This window comes from Streptosporangiales bacterium (genome assembly GCA_009379955.1).
Lineage (GTDB): Bacteria > Actinomycetota > Actinomycetes > Streptosporangiales > WHST01 > WHST01.
Map to the genome: position 1 here is coordinate 1 of WHST01000135.1, position 16950 is coordinate 16950.

Here is a 16950-nt window from a genome sequence, read left to right on the forward strand (position 1 = left end):
GCTGGACTGGTGCTACGGCTTCTACAACCACGACCGACGGCACACCGCCGCAGGCATGATGAGCCCGATCAACTACGAGAACGCCGTCCCCGACCGGGAAGCGGCATAAGGAACCCTCCACGATTTCGGGGGAACCACAGCTCGACGTCGGCGCCGGGTGATACGCGGGCCACCCCGGCGCGGACGGCTTCGCCGGCGACCGCGACGGCGACCGCCCTCGATATCGGCCGCAGGTCGGCGAGAGAGGGGTAGAGGGCACCCTGCGCGAGCCGGTCGGCGGAGACCATGCCGGCGAGCGTGGTTGCCGCGACCTGGAACATCCGGTCGGTGATCTCGCGGGCGCGTGCCGCGATCGCGCCGAGGCCGATGCCGGGGAAGCAGAAGACGTTGTTCGCCTGCCCCACCAGCCGGGTCCGGCCGCCGGCCTGGACGGGCGGGAAGGGGCTGCCGGTCGCCACCAGCGCGCGCCCCTCGCTCCAGGCGAGCACCTGGGCGGGTGTCGCCTCCGCGTGCGCCGTCGGGTTGGACAGCGGGAACACGATCGGCGCCGGCGTCCGCGCCGCCATCTGCCCGATGACGGTCTCGGTGAAGACACCCGCGGTCCCGCTGGTGCCGATCATGATGGTCGGGGCCACCTGCCGGACGACGGTCTCCAGGTCGTAGCCGCTGGCGGGCTCGAACCCGAACTGGGCCAACTCGGCTCGGCGAAGCGCGAACGGGCGCTTGTCCTCGTCCACGCGATCCCGGCCGGCGAAGACGAGACCCCGCGAGTCGAGTATCACCACCGCCCGCCGCAGCTCGGCCTCGGGCGTGCCGTCCTCGCGCATCACGGCCTGGACCAGGCGGGCGATCCCGATCCCGGCCGCGCCCGCCCCGACGAACACCAGCCGCTGCGCCGACAGCGGCTGGTCGCGCAGCCGGAGCGCGGCGAGGATCCCGGCCAGCACCACCGCGGCGGTGCCCTGGATGTCGTCGTTGAAGCTCGCGACGCGGTGCCGGTACCGGTCCAGCAGCCGGACGGCGTTGTGCTGCTTGACGTCCTCTCACTGCAGCACGGCGTCGGGGTAGACTGTTCCGGACCGCGTCGACGAACGTCTCGACGACGCGGTCGTAGGTAGCGCCCCGCAGCCGCGGCCGCGGATAGCCGAGATAGAGCGGGTCGTGTAGAAGTTCCTCCTTGTCGGTGCCGCAGTTGAGCGAGACCGGCAGCGTCACCTCCGGGCAGATCCCGGCGCCCGCGGAGTACAGCGCGAGCTTGCCGCTCGGGATGCCCATGCCGCCGGCGCCCTGGTCGCCCAGGCCGAGGATCCGCTCGTTGTCGGTGACCACGATCAGTCGGACCCCCGGCCGACCGACGTTGCGGAGCAGCTCCGGGACGCGCTCGACGTCGTCCGGCGTGACCCACAGGCCCCGCGGGCGGCGTGCGACGTGGCTGAACCGGCGGCACGCCTCGCCCACCGTCGGTGTGTACACGATCGGGGCCAGCTCCTCCAGGTGATCGAGGAGCAGCCGGTGGAACAGCGTCTCGTTGCGGTCCTGCAGCGCGGCCAACCTGATGTATCGCTCCAGGTCGTCCGGCTTGCGGCGCAGCCGCTCCAGTTCCAGCGCGACCTGCTGCTCGATCGTGGCGGTACGCCAGGGCAGCAGCCCGCGCAGGCCGAGCACCTCCCGCTCGCGCGGGCTGAAGGCCGCGTCCTTGTTCACCAGCGGCTGCCGGAGAACCTCCGCGCCCCGCAGCCGGTCCCGCACCGGCGTTCCCGCCGGGTCGACGCCTGGGCACGGGTCGGAGCCCTCCATGCCGCCACCGTAGGCCGCGCGGCCGCCTGCCCACCGGGGTCGTTGGGCCCGGATCGGCGGGACGTCCGCCCCGTGCCGCCGGAGGTCGCGGCGGTCACTGTGAGGGTGTGGAGGAACCGAGGGGAGGGGTGATGACTGGGAGGTGCCGTCGCCGGTTGGTGGTGGGCGTCGACCACACCCCTGAGGCCCAGGTCGCCGTGCGCTGGGTCGTTGAGGAAGCGGGGTACCGTAACTGCCCGGTCCGGGTGATCTCCGCCTACGAGGCCGTCTCGGCTCCGGCACCGTTCGATACCCGGGTTCCGGCGGGGCCACCGGCATCGTTGCGGGAGAGGTTCGACGACGCGGTGGCCTATGCGCGTGACCGGCTGGGCCGCGACCGGGTCGACAGCGCGCTCGTGCCGGGCAAGCCCGCCACGGTGTTGCTCGCCGAGGCGCGGTCGGCGGAGCTCGTCGTGGTCGGCTCCCGCCCGCGGTCCACGCTCGGCGCGATCGCGGTCGGCTCCGTCGGCGACGCGGTGGCGGCGCACGCGGCCTGCTCGGTCGTCGTCGCACGCACGGTCGGCGACGAGCCGGTGCAACCGCGGATCGTCGTCGGCGTCGACGACTCCGACGGCGCCGCCGCCGCTGTTTCGCTCGCGTTCGAGGCGGCGGACAGCCGCAACCTCGCCCTCGACGTTGCGCACTGCTGGCAGCCGTTCGGGTACGCCAGCCGGGTCAGGTGGAGCGAGGACGTCATCGCCGTGGCGCGCCGGCGGCGGAAGGCCTGGATGGCGGACAAGATCGCCGGCGCAGCCGAGAAGCACCCGGCCGTCCACGCGGCGACCTTCCTCCTCGAGGGACGCGCAGGCGCGAAGCTCGTCGCCTGGTCGAGGCACGCCGCGCTCCTCGTGGTCGGCTCGCGCGGCCATGGCGGGGTAGCCGGGCTGCTGCTCGGCTCAGTGAGCCAGCACGTGGTACACCACGCGCACTGCACCGTCATGGTGGCAAGGGAAGCTGGCGGCGACGGGAGAAGTGGGGCATAGGATGCTGCACCTGCGAGAACGAGCTGCACGTCGTGTCCGGTGCGACCGACCTCTTCGACGAGGCCGGCGCCCTCGACGCGGTGGCGAAAGAGGCGACACGCTGGTTCGCCGTGCATTTTACGGCACAAACACGGGACCCGGACGGAAGCGGACAGCCGCGATGACGATGACAGAGGACACGCCGGAATCACCATCCATCCCGATCGACCCGTTCGCCCTCATCGGCGGCGAACGGATCGGGAAGGTCGCGGGTGATGTCCAATACCATGGTGGTGGCGCCGGTCACCGGGAGTTCGGCGTGGAACCTCGAGCGGGTGAGTAGGTGCAGCCCGCGGGTGTTGCCGGGCAGGACCTCGGCGACGAGCCGGCGGCTGCCGGTCTGCCGTGCCCGGGCGGCGAGGTGTGCCACCAGCAGGGTCCCGATCCCGAGCTGCTGGTAGTCGTCGTGCACCAGCACCGCGATCTCGGTGTCGTCGGTGCCCGGGGTGTGGTGGGAGTCGGCCAGCGCGACCGCCTGTCCGTCGAGCTCGGCGATCAGGGCGCGGTGCTCGGTGTCGGCGTCGGCGCAGATGTGGTCGACGTATCGGTCCGCCGCGTCTCGGTCTCGGGAGGAGAAGCGCAGGTAGATGCTCTGCTCGGAGGCGTGCCGGTGTAGCGCGTGCAGGGCGGGCGCGTCGTCTCGGGTGACGGGGCGGATGTGCACGACGCGCCCGTCGCGGAGCGCCGCGTCGGGCGGCGGGTCACGCGGGTTCATCCCGCAAGCGTCTGGCCGGCGCCGACCAGACGGCAGGGACGAGCGTCCCCGGTCCCTGGGTCGAACGGCCTCCCCTGCCGCAGGCGCGGCGCAGGATAGGATACCCATGGGGGTATCTGGTCGAGGGGTGGGTCGCTGCGGCAAGGAAGGGGGTGGGCGTGGAGCGCGAGGAGTGGGATCGCCGCCATGCCGCGCGCGAGTTCGTGCGGGCAGCGAGCCGAGCCGGTTTGTCGTGGCGGAGCTGGCCGGGCTGCCGCCGGGCCGGGTCTTGGATCTGGGGGCCGGCAGGGGGCGCAACGCGGTGTGGCTGACCGAGCGCGGCTGGCGGGTGACCGCGGTCGGCTTCTCCCGGGTGGGTCTGGCGAGCGGCCGTCAGCTGGCCGAGGCGCAGGTCGGCGCGTACATCCTGGTTCTGGTCGCCTACCTGTATCTGCCGCCGGTGGAGCGTGCCGTGCTGCTGGGCCGCGCCGCCGCGGCGCTGACTGTGGGCGGTGTCCTGCTGGTGGTCGGGCATGACCTGGTCAACCTCGGCGAGGGTGTGGGTGGCCCGCAGGATCCGGCGGAGCTTACACGCCGGAGGGGATCGCCGCCGAACTGCCGGGCCTGGTGGTGCAGCGTGCCGAGCGGGCACGGCGCCCGGTGGAGGAGGACGGGACCGTGCGCGTGGCGATCGACACCCTGGTCCGCGCGGTCCGGGCCTGACCGGCGAGTGCGGTCCGGGGCGACGAACCAGGTCCGAAGCAGCTACGGACGCAGGCCGGCTTGGCGGTGCAGGTACTCGTCCTCGTCGATCTCGCCGCGGGCGTACCGTTCGGCGAGGATCTGCTCGGGGGTGGCCGCGGCCTTGGTGCTGGCGTCTCGCGGCGCGCGGCGCAAGAAGCGCCACAGGGCGACGACCCCGGCGATGAGCAGACCCCAGAAGACGATCATGCTGAGGGACATGAGGACGTAGCCCCACGCGCCCATCCCGTATCCGTACATCATGGTGTACTCCTTGGGTTTCAGAACGTGGGATGGACTGGCACGTCTGTGGTGGTGTCGTCGACGGTGTAGGTGAGGTCGCTCTGTACGTCCACCACACCGTCGACCCGGTGCGTGAGGCGCACAGCGTTGTCGATGTGGCTCCTCTTCTCCAGCCGCCCGGACAGCGTCACCACACCGTCGCGCACGTCGACGTCGATCCTGGCCGGGTGTAGCCACAGGATGCGGGTGAACACCTCGTCGACGATCTCGTCCTGGATCTCGTCGTCCGGCCGCAGGAAGGCTCGGAGCAGGTCCGTCCGGCTGACGATGCCGACCAGTCGGCCGTCGTCGACCACCGGCAGCCGCTTCACGTTCCGCCTGGTCATCAGCTTGGCGGCCGACACGAGCGTGGCGTCGGGACCGATGGCCACGGCCGGCGCCGTCATCAGCTGCGCGGCGTCGGTTGCCGCGGCCTTGGCGCGCGACAGCCGCGCACGGTGGAAGAACGCGTGCGTGCCGGGCCGGTCGTCGCGGTGTTCCTCCTTGGACAGGAGATCGGCTTCGGACACCACGCTCTGCAGGTTCCCGTCCTCGTCGACGACGGGCACGGCGCTCACCCGTCGTTCGGCGAGGAGCCGCGCGATCTGCGCGAACGGGGTGCTCGGCCGAACCGTCACTACGTCGGCGGTCATGACCTCGCGTACCGTCAACCGTCTCATGACGATCCCTCCTCTACGCCTCACGCTACGAAGGCACCGCGTACGCGGGTCAGGGCCATTCGGGTGGCGTGACAGAGGACCTTTGTCCGCGGTCAGGTACTGACGCGGCGTCCGGTGATGCGGTCGGGGTCGATCCGGATGTCGACGTCGCGCTCGCCCCCGGCCACGGCTGCACGAGGTGCCGGACACGTGCCACGGCCATCGGGTCGGTGAGCCGGCGGGCTCGACCGGCGACCAGGACGCTCCAGCCCTGGCTCATCGCCTCGTCCAGGCGGTCGACCTCGAAGCCGACGACCCGGCCCACATGGTCGGCGAGTACGCCGGTGTCTGAGGTGCGGAACACCGCGACGCCGTCGAGCACGGTGAAGTTCACCGGGATCGCCTCGGGGTCGGTGGTGAACACCGCCCCGACCGACGCCGCCGGCCCCCAGGAGCCGTATGCACTCGCCCGCCTCGAGCCTCTCGAACCGGGGATGCCGGACGGCACCGCGTGGACTGCCGGGCGGTCGTTCGACGGTCGTGCCGAGCAACACGTCCACTGTCGTTTCCAGGCCACTGCCAGACGCAGCAGCGCCTCGGCCGTCAGGTTGGCGTGGTGGTGCTCCAGGTAGTCCACGTACCCGGGTGCCATGCGTGCCCGGGCGGCCACCTGGCTCTGGGTGAGCCCGAGCTCGCGGCGCCGGGACGCGACCCTGCGGCCGAGATCGCCCGGGCCGATCCGGGCGGTGCCAGTTTCGGGCATCGACCTCTCCGTCACCAGTAGGTCGGTGCAGTCGGATGGCGGTCGTCCTCCCGGTAGGTCAGGTGCGGCTCGACGCCGACGACTCCCTCGACGTGGGCGAGCGTGTTCACCACGCCCGGGATGAGCGCCCGGCGTTCCACCTCGCCGCGCACCGTGACCACGCCGTCGCGCACGCCGACGACGAACCGGCGCGGGTCCATGCTCAGCGCCCTGCGGAACACCTCGCTGACCTGGGCCTGGATCTCCCCGTCCGCGCGCAGGTATACGCGCAGCAGGTCGGACCTGCTCACGACACCGAGCAGGCGCCCACTGACCGGGTCGGTGACCGGCAGCCGCCGGACCCGGTGCTTCCGCATGACCTCCGCGACCTCCGCGACCGTCCGCGTGGGCGAGATCGTGACGGCCGGCGCGGTCATCAGCTCGGCCGCGGTCCTGCCGGTCGACTTGCGGCGTTCCCGTCGGCGCCGCGGGCCCTCGAAGACGTGCCCGTCCGGGGTGACGTCCGGCTCGGCCTCCTTCAGCACCAGGTCGGCCTCAGACACCACGCCGACGACCCGGCCGGTGGCGTCGAGCACGGGGACGGCGCTGATCAGGTGGTCCAGCAGCGCGGCGACGACCTGTTTGAACGGCGTGTCCGGGGTGACCGTGATCGGCCGCCGAGCCATCACGTCCTCGACCCGCATTCTCCTCATCACGGCTGCCCCTCGGTGCGTGGTCGCTGCCAGCCTCGCGTCGCCGGGGTTCGCGGCGGCAGGGGCTCGAGGTCCGCGTCACGGGGGACGTTGGTCCCGCCGCCCCGAGTCGTGCGCCCCTGCTTGCCCCACCGCCGCGGCGGTGGACTGGAGTCGCGGAAGGTCCGCGGGAAGAACACGACGAGGAGGTCGGGATGGGTGCGGTTGAGCGTCGAGAGGCACGGGGTGTGTTCCCCGACCTGATGGACTGGCTGGAATCGCCGTTCGCCGTGCCGCGCCCGTTCGGTGCGCAGGCGATCCGGGTCGAGGACTACCAGGACGGCAACAGGTACGTGGTGCGCGCGGAGTTGCCCGGCGTGGACCCCGACGAGGACATCGAGGTCACGGTCACCGGCGGCATGCTGCGAATCCACGCCGAGCGTCGGGAGACGCGCAAGGAGACCCACCGCTCGGAGTTCCGCTACGGGCTGTTCACCCGGTCGCTGACCCTGCCGGCCGCCCGGAGGACGTGACGGCACGGTATGACAAGGGAATCCTCGAGATCACCACCGAGATGCCCGAACCGACGACCGAGTCCCACCGCGTCGCCGTCGAGACGCCGTAACGGGAGCGTGCGCATGCGGGGCGGGTCCGTCCGTGCATGCCCGCATGCGAGCACTGTCTGCGGGTGAGGTCAGAACGATGAGCAGGCAGATCGGCGCTGGGTACCAGGAACCGTCTGCCGCAGCGCCCGAGCAGCGGGTGCGGGCGCTGGAGCTGCGGGTGTCGGCGCTCACCGAGGTCGTGTCCCAGCCGTGGTGTAAATGACGACGGACGTAGGTTCCTTCAAGAGCTACCAACTCAGCGAAGGAAGGACTACGTCCGTGTCAGCACGAGTATCGCCTACCGACCGGATCCGTGGCGAGATCGACGCCCTGTTCGGTGGTTCGCGTGAGCTGTCGGAGATCATCGAGGACGTCGCCCGTCTCGGTGTCCGGTTGATCATCCAGACCGCGGTCGAGGCCGAGGTCGACGTGTTCTTGGGCCGGGCCCGTTACCAGCGGGCCGCCGCCGTGCCCGACGCGCGGCCGGGCAGCCGTAACGGTTACTGCGACTTGACGATCAAGACCACGGCGGGGCCGGTGACGGTGGCGCGGCCGAAGCTGCGCGGAACGACCGAGGCGTTCGCCAGTCAGTTGTTCGGCAAGTCCGTGACCAAGAGCAACGCGTTGGAAGCATTAGTGATCGCCGGCTTCGTGCGCGGACTGTCCGTGCGCGATGTGGAGAACACGCTGGCCGACGCGCTGGGCGCCGAGGCCGCCTTGTCGAAGTCGACGGTGTCGCGGGTCTGCCAGGCGATCGCTGGCGAGTTCGGCGCCTGGTCCCAACGGCGCCTGGACGAGTTGGAGCTGGACTACCTGTTCCTGGACGCCTCGATGTTCAAGATGCATCCTGGCGCCCGCGCCGAACCGGTGCTGGCCGCGTGGGACATCACCACCGAAGGCGCGCCGGTGTTCGTCGCCCTGGCCGCCGGCGGATCGGAGTCGACCGACGCGTGGGGCGACTTCCTCGACGAGCTCATCGGCCGCGGGCTGCGCCCACCGCTGCTGGTGATCAGCGACGGCGCCGCCGGGCTGATCAACGCCTGCGAGTCCTCGCTGCCGCGCAGCCTGCGCCAGCGTTGTCTCATTCATCGGTGTCGCAACTATCTCGCGAAGGTGCCCGCCGAAGCACAGGACGAGCTGCGTGATGCGTACTGGGCGATCTTCGACACCGACGACCTGCTCGCTGCCGGCATGCAGCCCGGACCGGAACTGGTCGCCGCCGTGCAGCGCCGCATCGACGCCTCCGCCGAGCAGCACGGCCGCGCGTTTCCGTCGGCGGTCAAGTGTCTGCTCACCGACCGCGCGCAGCTGACCAGCTACCTGCGCTTCCCGGTCGAGCACCACCGCCGAATCCGGCACTCTAACTTCATCGAACGCACCTTCGGCGAGACCCGCCGCCGGGTCAAGGTGATCGGCCGGCTGCCCGGTGAAGCGTCCTGCCTCAACCTGGTCTGGGCCGTCCTCGACCGCGCCTCCCGAGGCTGGCGCGGCATGACCATGACCCCGGCCGGCACCCGGCTGCTCGCCGACCTACGCCACCAACTGCTCGACCCACCCACCCAAATCCGCCAACCCAAGATCAACACCGAAGACGCGTCACCGGAAAGTGTCGGAGCCGTCGCCTAACATGACCGCCGAGGAACCGAGTCAGTCGCCATTTACACCGGCGCTGGGACGCAACCTCGGGATCGATTCCCGCACACACCAAGATCAGAAGTGTCGAGGGTCCCGCTACTCAGGGACCTTCGTCCCTGACCTGGCATCCCCGCGTGCACGAGAGACTTGTCGCATGACACTCCCTGTGCGTGCCAGCCACTGGCCCTTCCCGAAGGTGGGTGGGTGAGGTGCAGCGTCACCTGAGTGAGCTGTCGCGGGAAGAATCGCTGGAGCTGCTCGGCAGCGTGTCGCTGGGCCGCATCGTCTTCACCCTGCGGGCGCTTCCCGCGATCCGCCCGGTCAACCACCTCCTCGACGACGACGCGATCATCATCCGCAGCCACGAGGGCGCCGCGATCGTGCCCGCCGTGGCGGGCGCGCGGGGTGCCGTGGTCGCCTACGAGGCGGACGCCATCGACCCGCGCGAGCACCTCGGCTGGAGCGTCATCGTCACCGGCATGGCGCGACTCCTCCACGACACCGAGGAGGTCGCCCGCTACCAGGCGAGGCTGCGTCCCTGGGTGTCCACGCGGATGGACCACGTGATCCGGATCCACCCGGAGATCGTCACTGGCTTCCGCCTGGTCCGGCCGCCGGCGACCGGCTGATCTCGACGCGTCAGACCACCTGGCCGCCAGTCCCCGTTGCCTGGAACAGCGACGGGTCACCACGGGCGGGTCAGTGGGCAAGGGCGTCGAGCGCGGCGCGGAGGCGTTGGGCGGCCTCGGTTGCGATGGGGGTGAGGGCCTGTTCCCCGGTGGTCTCGACCATGACGTTCGGGTCGAGCGCCTCGACGATGGTGCCCGTCTCGTCGGTGCGGACCACGACGTTGCAGGGTAGCAGCAGGCCGATCTGTCGGTCGACCTCCAGTGCGCGGTGCGCCAGCGGCGGGTTGCACGCGCCCAGGATCAGGTACTCCTCCATCTCCTCGCCGAGCTTCTCGCGCAGGGTGGCCTGCACGTCGATCTCGGTCAACACCCCGAACCCTTGCTCCGTCAACGCTGCGCGGGTCCGTTCGACCGCCTCCTGGAAAGAAGCGTCGAGTCGGACGGTCAGTCCGATGTCCATGGCCTCACCTCCACCGATCATTATACCCATAGGGGTATAGTGACTGCGGGAATGTCGCTCCGCCGGTCGGCGTTGCACATACCCGATAGGGTATCGAGGTGAGGAGGTACAGGTGGCGACCGTCGAGCTGACCACGGAGAACTTCGACGACACCGTGCGCGGTCCGGGCATCGTGCTGGTGGACTTCTGGGCGGCGTGGTGCGGTCCGTGCCGGATGTTCGGTCCCGTCTTCGCGCGGGCGTCGGAGCAGCACACCGACCTCACGTTCGGCAAGGTGGACACCGAGGCGCAACCGGTGTTGGCGCGGGCGTACGGGATCAGCTCGATCCCGACGTTGATGGCGGTGCGCGACGGCGTGGTGCTCTACGCCGAGCCGGGCGCGCTTCCGGCGCCGATGCTGGAAGAGTTGATCGAGAAGGGCCGCGCGGTGGACATGGACCAGGTGCGCGGCGCGCTCCGGCAACAGGCGCAGGCGTCATGACGACCGGGCGGTGCTGCGGGCCCGTGGCGTACCCGAGGAGGTCCCGGTGGAACTGAGCGAGAATGTCATCGGCGACGTGCTGAAGAGGTTGCGGCGCGCGCACGGGCAGATCGGCGGCGTCATCGCGATGATCGAGTCCGGTCGCGACTGCAAGGACGTCCTCGTGCAGTTGGCGGCCGTCTCCCGCGCCCTCGACCGCGCCGGATTCAAGATCATCGCCAGCGGGTTGGCGCAGTGCGTCGCGGACGCGGAATCCGACGCGGAACGGGCGGCGGCGGACCGGGCCCGGCTGGAGAAGCTCTTCCTGGCCCTGGCCTGAGCCCGCGGACAAGGTCCTGGTCATCTGAGCCGCAGGTCGGGGACTTTGGACCCTGTGCGGGTGGGCGACCGGCGGACGACGATGAGAGAGCCTGCAGAGCAGGCGAGGGAGCTCGACTCGCGGTGGCCGTCGAGAGCGGTCGCTCTCGGTGCCGGCTGCGGGAACGGCTGAGAGGTCGAGAGGCCATGCCAGGCCACTCGGCGACCCCCATCACCTGATCCGGGTAATACCGGCGCAGGGAGACCTGTTCTGCAGGTCCCTTGTGCCCGTACCCGGCGCCTCGTCGAGCGGAGACGGGTATCGGCGGTTCGTCAGGGGCGGAGTCGGCGGAGGTGCTCGGTGTCGCCGAGCAGTGCCAGCCGGCGGTGGAGCACGGGGTTGTCGGCGGACTGGCTCGCGTGCGCTGCGATCGCCTTCCATTGGTGCACTCGGTCGACGGTGATGGTCCAGTCGATGTCCGCCTCGGACCGTCCGACAAACGACGTCCCGAGCTCGCTGTTGAGCCGGCCGGCGACGGCCTCCGGCACGGTCCAGCCGATCACCGGGACGCCCAGGACGTCGGCTGCGGTCAGGGCGGCACCGGTGGCCTGCCGGTGGTCGCGGTGCCCGGTCACGCCACCTGCGTCGAAGGCCAGCAGGTGGCTCGGGTGGTCCTGGTCGGCGACCTCCCGGACCCGTGCGGCCAGCGTCGGGACCGGCACGTCGGCCAGCCCCGTGTCGCGGTAGTCCAGCAGGTGGGTCCGCGTGACACCGAGGATGCGTGCCGCGTCGGCCAGCTCGGCGGCACGAACCGCGGCGAGGTCGCCCTCCCGGCCGCGCAGCGTGGACGCTTCCCCGTGGGTGAAGCACAGCACGAACACCTCCGCGCTGCCGGTCACCAGACGATCGATGACGGCGCCCAGCCCGAACGACTCGTCGTCGGGATGCGCGACGACAGCCAACACCCGGTGCACGTCGTCGAAGACGCCTCGCGCGGTCGTCATGTCGGTGCCTACCGCCCCGTATTGGGATCCAATACTGGCACTATACCCCCGGGGGTAGTCTCCAGACGGTGGTCGAGCCGGTCAGGCAGGGACTTTCCGCTCCGTAGCCGCTGCTCGGCCTGCCTGTCCGGCGGGCCTCGTCTGGTCCTCGGCGTGGAACTCATGGAACGCCGCGTACGCCCTGGGGCCGTAGACCGTGCCGGGGCCGCCGTCCATCAAGATGGCGACGCCGATGGCCTCCGCGGCGTCCTCGAGCGTGGCGCCCCGCAGGGCTGCGCCGCGCGCGTGGGCGGCGATGCATCCGTCGCCCCCCTCGCTCACCGCGATCGCGAGGGCGATGAGTTCCTTGGTCTTGGCATCCAACGCGCCCGGCCTCAGGGCGGCGTCGTGCAGCCGCGCGAAACCCGCATACACCGCGGGTATCGCGTGCCGTAGATCACGTGCGGGCGTACGCAGCTCGTCCTCGACTGCCTTGCCGTCACCCATTGGTCGCCCTTCAGGTGGGGGAGGAACCACGCTGTCGAGGCTCGGCACCGTCGACCGCCGGGGCCGTCGACGGGCCGAGGGCCGAGGTGCAGTGTTCGTCTGTGCTGGGCTCCTCGGCCGCGCAGCCGTCACCGACAGCGGGCTCCGCTTCGCCCGTGCGGGCGTCGGATGCGGCGCCATCGCGCGTCCGGAGGAACGCGCGGACGCTCTCGTCGCATTGGGTCATCGTCCCCTCCTCCTATCGGCTGCTTCCAGGACACTCCTCATCCCCGTCCGGCGGGTAGGGACCAACGGCCTCGAACGGCCGGATCGTTCGGCCCCCGAACTCAGCCGCTCCTGTCGAGGAGCACGTCGTGCAACGAGCGGCGGCCGGTCCGTTCCACCCCGGACGCGGGGTAGCCGACGCGCAGCACCGCCTGCGGGTGGCCGGGCAGGTCGAGTCCGTCGGTGAGGTCGGCCCGGCATCGGGGCACCTCGAGGATCTGGGTGAACATGGACGCCACCAGGCCGTGGAGCGTCGCCTGGAGCAGGACGGCATGCAGGGCACGCCCCGCGGACAACCAGTCGACGACGGTGTCACAGATGGTGCCGAGGATCAGCATTCGGTCGTGCCCAAACGCGTGGTCGTCGACGGCCGGGTGGTTCACCAGTGCCCAGGACAGGCCGTTGACCGGGTAGCGGTTCTCGCCCATCACCGCAGGGGGTATGCCCTCGCGGCGGCCGCGGTACGTCCAGAGCGCAAGTTCCGCCCGGTAGTCCGGGTCGTCGAGGAACGTGCTGATGGCTTGCGTGGCCAGGTCCGCCACCAGTTCTCGTTCCGGGCTGCCGGGCCGCACCTCACGGACCCAGCCGCCGTGGCCGCGGCCGGCCTCCTCGAGTTCTGCCACGAGGTCGCTCGGCACGGTTCGGGTGGCGAACCGGCGCCGGTACATCGACCGGCGGTGCAGCGCACCGTACCGCTGTCGTTCCTCGGCGCTGGCCGGGCGGGCCGCGCCACGCCGCACCGTCGCCAGCCGGCTCGCATCCGACGGATCGGGCAGCACCCTCACCTGTGGCTGGTAGCCGAGATGAGCCATGCCCAGGCACAACCCCTCCAGGGCCGCACCGCACGAGATCGCCCGTTCCCGCCCGACCGGATCCGCTACCGGCAACGCGCGGTCGGGGTCCAGGTACAGGTCGATGCGATCAGATCGCACGGCGAACAGCCACGGCTGGATGTTGTGCACCGACGGGGCCGCGACCGCGGCGCGCAGCAGCATCACCGTGTCGACGCGCTTGAAGGACAGGCCAGACGCGGGCCTGCCCGAATCGCGCTGCGGCGCCGCCATCGTCTCCTCCGGAGCCCCTCCCGATGTAGACCACTGTAGAGGCGGGCACCTCCCCGGCCGCAGGGACGAAGGTCGGGGTGGTGGCAGGTCGAACGACCCGAACACCGTGGAGGTTGCGTGCGAGAGAAGCGGACCTTCGACCCTGGCGGGGAGCAGAGGCTGGCGGCCATGGTGGAATCCGGCCCGCGGGGTGGGCGAGGGAGCCGTAGCTGGCTCAGAGGCCGGAGAGTCGCAGGGCTCGAAGGCGACCTCCACGACCGGATCCGGGTAATGCCGGCGAAGGGACATCACCTCGCGGGCCCTGCTTTGTGGCGGAACAACGTGCGGTCATTCCCTGGCCAGGTCTTTGAGTCAGTGGCTTCCGGTCCTTCGCTGTGTCGGCCCGTTCGGCCGCCGAGAGCCCGGTAGGAGTCGTTTTGCAGTCGCGATCAGACATGCACGATGGTCAGGTGCGGGTCTACTGCTGCAATGTCGCCATCGTCGGAGGTGAGTACGGCGTGGCCTTGTTCGGCCGCGACCAGCGCTACGTGCACATCCGCGATGTCGCTGTGCGAAGTCTGCCCGATCGTGACGCCGATCTGCCTGGCCCGGTCGTCGGTGAGGTCGTCGATGATCACGGTTTCCACCCCGGCACGGCCTGCTTTGATCAGTCGTGCGCAGTTGGCTTGCTTGCCGCTTCCGCCACGCCAGATCTGGGCGATGACGGTCTGCGGGATGGAGAGCGCCAAGCCGCCGGTGAGAGCACGGAACAGTATCGACGCCATGAATGTGTCGCGGCGCTCGAGCGCGATGAACGCTCCGGCGTCGAGGGTGTACCCCCTCACGCGGCCTGGCCGTCCTTGGCCTTCCGGGCAAGATGGTCTCTATACGCGGCGGCGGCAGCCCGCTCGGTTGCCTCGACCCGGGCCATCGTCTCCTCGTCGAGCCGACTGGCATCGCCAGCCAGGTCTTGGACGACCGTCTCCAGCTCCGCGTAGCCGCGTAGCGCGCCGAGCCCGGCTGCGATGAGCGCGGACACCGACTCGGCGCGCCCCTCCTCGACCTCGCGAGTGGCCCACTCGTACAGGTCATCGCGGAGCGACACTCCGATCTTCGTGGTCATGAGCCCAGCCTACCCGACGGTCAGACCGTAGTCATACTCAGTCGTGTGACTGCTGTTGCGGGCGACCCCCTACCCTGAGCCGTTCTTACTCCCGCGGGCGGGACTCTCGCCGGTGCCAGCGCCCGCTCCGGCCGTGACCTTCATCCGGCGGCGTTCCTCCGCGGTCGGGATCAGCCCGGCCGGGGCGACGATGCGGGACTCGGCGAAGGCCGCTTCCGTGGTGGCCAGTGGCTCGCGGGCGCGGATCGCCGTGATCCAGATGCGCGCCGCGTCCGCGATGACGACGATGACCAGGACGGCGAACAGCGCGGCGAGGATGCCGTCGACGGTCGAGTTGGTGACGATGCTGCGCATGTCACCGATGGACTTCGCCGGTGCCAGCACCTGGCCCTGGTCCAGTGCGTGGGCGTAGCGGGCGCGTTGCGTGAAGAAGCCCAGCTTGGGATCGCCGGAGAACACCTTCTGCCAGCTCGCCGTCAACGTGACCACGGCGACCCACGCGAGTGGAACACCGGTCGCCCACGCCCACTTGAGCCGGCCGTTCTTGATCAGCAGCGTGGTGGCGACGGTCAACGCGACCGCACCGAGCAACTGGTTGGCGATGCCGAACAACGGGAACAGCTGGTTGATGCCGCCGAGCGGGTTGGTGACGCCCTGGTAGAGGAAGTAGCCCCAGGCCGCGACGACGACCGCGCTGCTCGCGGCGAGTCCGGGCCACCAGCTCACCCGGGACAGCGGCTTCCACAGGTTGCCGAGGGTGTCCTGCAACATGAACCGCCCGACCCTGGTGCCGGCGTCGACCGTGGTGAGAATGAACAGCGCCTCGAACATGATCGCGAAGTGATACCAGAACGCCTTCAACGCGGTGCCGCCGGCCACCCTGGAGAAGATCTCCGACATGCCGACCGCCAGCGTCGGCGCGCCGCCGGTTCGGGCGATCAGCGTCTTCTCCTGCACGGCGCTGGCCGCGGCCTGCAGCTGGTCGGGGGTGATGGTAAAGCCGAGACCGCTGACCGCCTGGGCCGCCGACTGCGCGGTGCCGCCGGCGACACCGGCGGGCGCGTTCATCGCGAAGTACAGGCCGGGTGAGAGCAGGGAGGCCGCGATCATCGCCATGATCGCCACGAACGACTCCATCAGCATCCCGCCGTAGCCGATCATTCTCACCTGTGCCTCCTTCTGGATCATCTTCGGCGTCGTCCCGGACGAGATCAGCGAGTGCCAGCCGGACAGGGCCCCGCAGGCGATGGTGATGAACACGAACGGGAACAGCGAGCCGGCGAACACGGGCCCGTGGCCGTTGAACGCGAAGTCGGTGAACGCGGTGTTCTTCATGGCCGGCAAGGGTGACCGCGACGCCGAGCGCGAGCAGCGATCACTCCGACCTTCATGAACGTCGACAGGTAGTCGCGCGGCGCGAGCAGCATCCACACCGGCAGCAACGCCGCCGCGAAGCCGTACACCACCAGGCTCACCGTCAGCGCCTGCGGGTTCAACGTGAACACGCCCGCAAGACTCGAGTTCTGCACCCAGCCGCCCGCGACGATGGCGAGCAGCAGCAGCGCCACACCGATGACCGTGACCTCGACGACCTTGCCGGGCCGCAGCCACCGCAGGTAGAAGCCTATGAACAGGGCGATCAGGATGGTCATGGCGAGGGAGAACGTCCCCCACGGCGATGCGGCCAGCGCGTTGACGACGACCAACGCGAGCACGCCGAGGACGATGAGCATGATCAGGAAGACGGCGATCAGGGCGGCGGCGCCGCCGATCGGCCCGATCTCGTCGCGCGCCATCTGCCCCAGGCTCCTGCCGTTGCGCCGCATCGAGAAGAACAGCCGGTCGGCACCACCTCGTCTGCCGTCTACTACGATACCTAATACTATTTATCATAGTAGTTGGAGTTGGGCTGGGTCAGGCGCGCTGCCGGAGTGCCTCGCGACGACGCGACAGTCCGCTCGATGACGCGGAGTGACGCCTCGCGGGCGCACCCAGGAGCAGTGCCACGACCGCCAGGGTCACGACGGGCCAATCGCCGGTGCGCGTGTAAGGGGTGCGTCGGGTCGGCGTCGGCGGTGACCTGGGCGGAGGTCTGTTCGCCGAGCTGGACGTACTGTGGTTCCCCCGAAATCGTGGAGGGTTCCTTATGCCGCTTCCCGGTCGGGGACGGCGTTCTCGTAGTTGATCGGGCTCATCATGCCTGCGGCGGTGTGCCGTCGGTCGTGGTTGTAGAAGCCGTAGCACCAGTCCAGCA

General features: G+C 70.3%; 17 protein-coding genes, 5 pseudogenes and 1 riboswitch. Of the genes and pseudogenes, 8 read left to right on the forward strand and 14 right to left on the reverse strand.

All coding sequences use genetic code 11. The features are described 5' to 3' along the window. Positions 1 to 109, forward strand: a 109-nt coding sequence (locus GEV10_27655; protein ID MQA82199.1) for an IS3 family transposase, incomplete at its 5' end; no start/stop codon positions are given. Here the strand turns inward: GEV10_27655 and maeA are convergent. Continuing rightward, positions 69 to 1797, reverse strand: a pseudogene (maeA, locus tag GEV10_27660) (oxaloacetate-decarboxylating malate dehydrogenase). The gene GEV10_27655 and the pseudogene maeA overlap by 41 nt on opposite strands. A 131-nt stretch (positions 1798 to 1928) precedes the next feature. Here maeA and GEV10_27665 point away from each other — a divergent pair. Further along, positions 1929 to 2819, forward strand: a complete 891-nt coding sequence (locus GEV10_27665; GenBank protein MQA82200.1) for a hypothetical protein — start codon at positions 1929 to 1931, stop codon at positions 2817 to 2819. Between the two features lie 187 nt (positions 2820 to 3006). On the opposite strand, the gene GEV10_27670 is transcribed toward GEV10_27665, so the two are convergent. Next, on the reverse strand, positions 3007 to 3681 hold the full coding sequence (locus tag GEV10_27670) for a GNAT family N-acetyltransferase (protein MQA82201.1): 675 nt from the start codon (positions 3679 to 3681) through the stop codon (positions 3007 to 3009). Here GEV10_27670 and GEV10_27675 point away from each other — a divergent pair. Then, a pseudogene (locus GEV10_27675) lies at positions 3680 to 4275 on the forward strand (class I SAM-dependent methyltransferase). The gene GEV10_27670 and the pseudogene GEV10_27675 overlap by 2 nt on opposite strands. 42 nt (positions 4276 to 4317) lie before the next feature. On the opposite strand, the gene GEV10_27680 reads toward GEV10_27675, so the two are convergent. The 4 genes and pseudogenes from GEV10_27680 to GEV10_27695 all read right to left on the reverse strand — a co-directional run bounded on the left by GEV10_27680 (position 4318) and on the right by GEV10_27695 (position 6689). Beyond that, positions 4318 to 4557, reverse strand: a complete 240-nt coding sequence (locus GEV10_27680; protein MQA82202.1) for a hypothetical protein — start codon at positions 4555 to 4557, stop codon at positions 4318 to 4320. A gap of 17 nt (positions 4558 to 4574) precedes the next feature. After that, positions 4575 to 5255 carry a CBS domain-containing protein gene (locus GEV10_27685; protein MQA82203.1) on the reverse strand — a complete coding sequence of 227 codons (681 nt, stop codon included), beginning with the start codon at positions 5253 to 5255 and terminating at the stop codon, positions 4575 to 4577. A 92-nt stretch (positions 5256 to 5347) separates the two neighbouring features. Next, positions 5348 to 5997, reverse strand: a pseudogene (locus GEV10_27690) (helix-turn-helix domain-containing protein). A gap of 11 nt (positions 5998 to 6008) precedes the next feature. Continuing rightward, complete coding sequence (locus GEV10_27695; protein MQA82204.1) at positions 6009 to 6689, reverse strand: CBS domain-containing protein; 681 nt, start codon at positions 6687 to 6689, stop codon at positions 6009 to 6011. Positions 6690 to 6883: 194 nt separating this feature from the next. Between GEV10_27695 and GEV10_27700 the strand changes: the two are divergent. From GEV10_27700 to GEV10_27710, 3 genes and pseudogenes are all read left to right on the forward strand, one after another. Next, a pseudogene (locus tag GEV10_27700) lies at positions 6884 to 7293 on the forward strand (Hsp20 family protein). Between the two features lie 199 nt (positions 7294 to 7492). Further along, a complete protein-coding gene (locus tag GEV10_27705) occupies positions 7493 to 8899 on the forward strand; it encodes an IS256 family transposase (GenBank protein ID MQA82205.1) in 1407 nt (468 codons plus the stop codon). A 179-nt stretch (positions 8900 to 9078) separates the two neighbouring features. Continuing rightward, the gene (locus tag GEV10_27710) at positions 9079 to 9537 is read left to right on the forward strand and encodes a pyridoxamine 5'-phosphate oxidase family protein (GenBank protein MQA82206.1); all 459 of its coding nucleotides are present in this window, start codon (positions 9079 to 9081) and stop codon (positions 9535 to 9537) included. A gap of 70 nt (positions 9538 to 9607) precedes the next feature. On the opposite strand, the gene GEV10_27715 is transcribed toward GEV10_27710, so the two are convergent. Continuing rightward, positions 9608 to 9997 carry a DUF302 domain-containing protein gene (locus GEV10_27715; GenBank protein MQA82207.1) on the reverse strand — a complete coding sequence of 130 codons (390 nt, stop codon included), beginning with the start codon at positions 9995 to 9997 and terminating at the stop codon, positions 9608 to 9610. 112 nt (positions 9998 to 10109) lie between these two features. Between GEV10_27715 and GEV10_27720 the strand changes: the two genes are divergently transcribed. Further along, positions 10110 to 10478 (forward strand): thiol reductase thioredoxin, encoded by a 369-nt coding sequence (locus tag GEV10_27720; protein ID MQA82208.1) that lies wholly within the window; start codon positions 10110 to 10112, stop codon positions 10476 to 10478. A gap of 46 nt (positions 10479 to 10524) precedes the next feature. After that, positions 10525 to 10797: a metal-sensing transcriptional repressor gene (locus GEV10_27725; protein MQA82209.1), complete on the forward strand. Its 273-nt coding sequence runs from the start codon at positions 10525 to 10527 to the stop codon at positions 10795 to 10797. Between the two features lie 94 nt (positions 10798 to 10891). Further along, positions 10892 to 11056, forward strand: a riboswitch (TPP riboswitch). 52 nt (positions 11057 to 11108) lie between these two features. Here the strand turns inward: GEV10_27725 and GEV10_27730 are convergent. From GEV10_27730 to GEV10_27760, 7 genes and pseudogenes are all read right to left on the reverse strand, one after another. Then, positions 11109 to 11780, reverse strand: coding sequence for a PIG-L family deacetylase (locus GEV10_27730; protein MQA82210.1), 672 nt, complete (start codon positions 11778 to 11780; stop codon positions 11109 to 11111). 81 nt (positions 11781 to 11861) lie between these two features. Next, the gene (locus GEV10_27735; protein ID MQA82211.1) at positions 11862 to 12266 is read right to left on the reverse strand and encodes a carboxymuconolactone decarboxylase family protein; all 405 of its coding nucleotides are present in this window, start codon (positions 12264 to 12266) and stop codon (positions 11862 to 11864) included. A gap of 326 nt (positions 12267 to 12592) precedes the next feature. Further along, a complete protein-coding gene (locus tag GEV10_27740; GenBank protein ID MQA82212.1) occupies positions 12593 to 13594 on the reverse strand; it encodes a nitroreductase in 1002 nt (333 codons plus the stop codon). A 428-nt stretch (positions 13595 to 14022) separates the two neighbouring features. Further along, positions 14023 to 14418 (reverse strand): PIN domain nuclease, encoded by a 396-nt coding sequence (locus tag GEV10_27745; GenBank protein ID MQA82213.1) that lies wholly within the window; start codon positions 14416 to 14418, stop codon positions 14023 to 14025. After that, positions 14415 to 14696 carry a hypothetical protein gene (locus tag GEV10_27750; protein MQA82214.1) on the reverse strand — a complete coding sequence of 94 codons (282 nt, stop codon included), beginning with the start codon at positions 14694 to 14696 and terminating at the stop codon, positions 14415 to 14417. The genes GEV10_27745 and GEV10_27750 overlap by 4 nt, the downstream gene beginning before the upstream one ends. Before the next feature lie 69 nt (positions 14697 to 14765). Then, positions 14766 to 16582 (reverse strand): annotated as a pseudogene (locus tag GEV10_27755) (carbon starvation protein A). A 258-nt stretch (positions 16583 to 16840) separates the two neighbouring features. Further along, positions 16841 to 16950, reverse strand: a 110-nt coding sequence (locus tag GEV10_27760) for an IS3 family transposase (GenBank protein MQA82215.1), incomplete at its 5' end; no start/stop codon positions are given.